At 47.4% G+C, this 1,900-nt stretch carries 1 protein-coding gene; it reads right to left on the minus strand.

Going from position 1 to position 1,900, the window contains the following annotated elements:
- Nucleotides 1-1,760: IS1182 family transposase (locus AZ66_RS28855; RefSeq protein WP_052648921.1), on the minus strand; the 1,760-nt coding region annotated here is incomplete at its 3' end.
- Nucleotides 1,761-1,900: the final 140 nt, after the last annotated feature.

Raw genomic sequence — 1,900 nt, forward strand, 5'->3', positions numbered from 1 at the left:
TCCCCAAAATAAAAAGGTTGGGCGAGAAAACGTAAGGTTTTCCGTCCAGCCTTTTTTCGTACCTGCTTTTGCAGGAATGTAGCGAGGCGGATGCCTGCCACTTTTAGTAAGTTGTGGGCCAAAGCCACAATCCCAAACTCCGTGTGAACCTTCTCCAGCCCTCGCAAGGAGAATCGTCGGAACGACCTATTGCCCTTGATGTGACCGAATACGCTTTCTACCTCAACTTTACGCCGAGCATAGATGGCGGATTCCTCGTCATCCTCAAGGGCTTTTTTGGCCTTTGCTTTCATCTCTTCCCAGATCGTATTCCAGTGTACTTGACGGTTCCCCTTTGCCTTGCTGCAACTTGGCTTGAATGGACAATCACTACAATCATCACATTCATAAATCTTGAAGCTTTGCTCCAGGCCCGAAGCGTTTGTTTTTGTTTGGTATTTCCTGAAGCGAACGTATCGACCATTCGGGCAAATGAACCGATCATCGTGTTCTTCATACGTCCAGTTCGAGGCATGTCGGATGTCTTTCTTGTACCGATTCGTTTTCTCTTTCATGTAGTTGCCGTAAGGAATGAGAAAATCAAAACGCGGATTTTTTTCTTCGCCCATTGCATACAAATAGTTCTCTTCACTGCCATAGCCCGCATCCGCAATCACCGTTTTCGGCATCGGCAAAGAAGACGCGGCCAATCGCTGCAGATGTGGCTTAAAGCAACGCGTATCTGTCGGTCGCTGGTGCAAACTGTAAAACAAAATGAATTGGTTTTCCGTGGACATTTGCACATTGTAGCCCGGCTTCAGTTGACCATTCTTCATGTGGTCTTCCTTCATCCGCATAAATGTGGCATCCGGATCTGTTTTGGAGTAGCTGTTGCGATCGCCAAAACAGCCTTTCTGCTGCTCATACTTGGCGAATCGGGGAAGAAAATCCTCCCGAATTTGCTTCAGCGGCTGCTTCAGGGCACTGCGCTCTCTGCGTAAGTCTTTTCGCTCTTTACTGCCGTTTGCCTCCGCTATTTGTTCCGTCAATCTATCCACCTTTTCCTCTAGCACGACTGCTACTGCTTCGAGCTTGGCAGGGAGTTCGTCTGGTTCTGCCTTCGCGTATTCGCCAGCTTCTTGCTGCGTGAGCGTATGAATATGCGCAAGGGCAGTCTGTACCTTTTCCTTGAGCTTCTCCTCAAAGCGCAGCGTGGATTTTTTCCATACAAACGAATACTTGTTAGCGTTGGCTTCAATCTTCGTGCCATCTAAAAAGTACTGCTCCATCGTAATGTAGTTGTCTGCGATGAGCTTGTGGATCATCGTTTCAAACAGCTCGTCCATGAATGTTTTCATTCGCACACCACGAAAGTCATTCAGGGTACGGAAGTCGGGCTGTTGCATCGCTGCCAGCCACATGGCTGGGAGGTTTTCGCACAGTAGCTTTTCGATCCCGCGGCAGGAGTAGATCTTTTGCGAGTAGCCGTAAAGGATCACCTTAAGCATCATTTTGGGATGGTAGGAACTACGGCCGCCACCTGTATAGTGAGCAAACAACTGCTCATCCGGGATGGCTTCAATCATCTCGTCAATCACACGGGCTACGTGATGGGCGGGAATATACATCTCCAGATCCAGAATCATGTGAGCCTGCTTGTTGTCATAATTTTTAAAGGTAGGTGCTAGCGTTCTTTTGGAAACGATCTTTTCTTCCAAATCCTCTAGAGGAAGGGTCAGCTCCGTGATATACTCATTTATAGTAGTCTTTTGATTACGCATAAAAACCGTCCTTTCGTAGATTGTTTGTGTGGTAACTTCCATTCTACAGGAAAAGACGGTTTTTTTGTGCCTCATTTTAACATGTAACAAAAACGGGGCGTCCAGCAGTCAGTTTTCACTGACTTTCTGGACAGCCCCTT

This window comes from Paenibacillus sp. E194 (genome assembly GCF_000935845.1).
In the GTDB taxonomy this organism is placed as follows: Bacteria; Bacillota; Bacilli; order Paenibacillales; family Paenibacillaceae; genus Paenibacillus_B; species Paenibacillus_B alvei_B.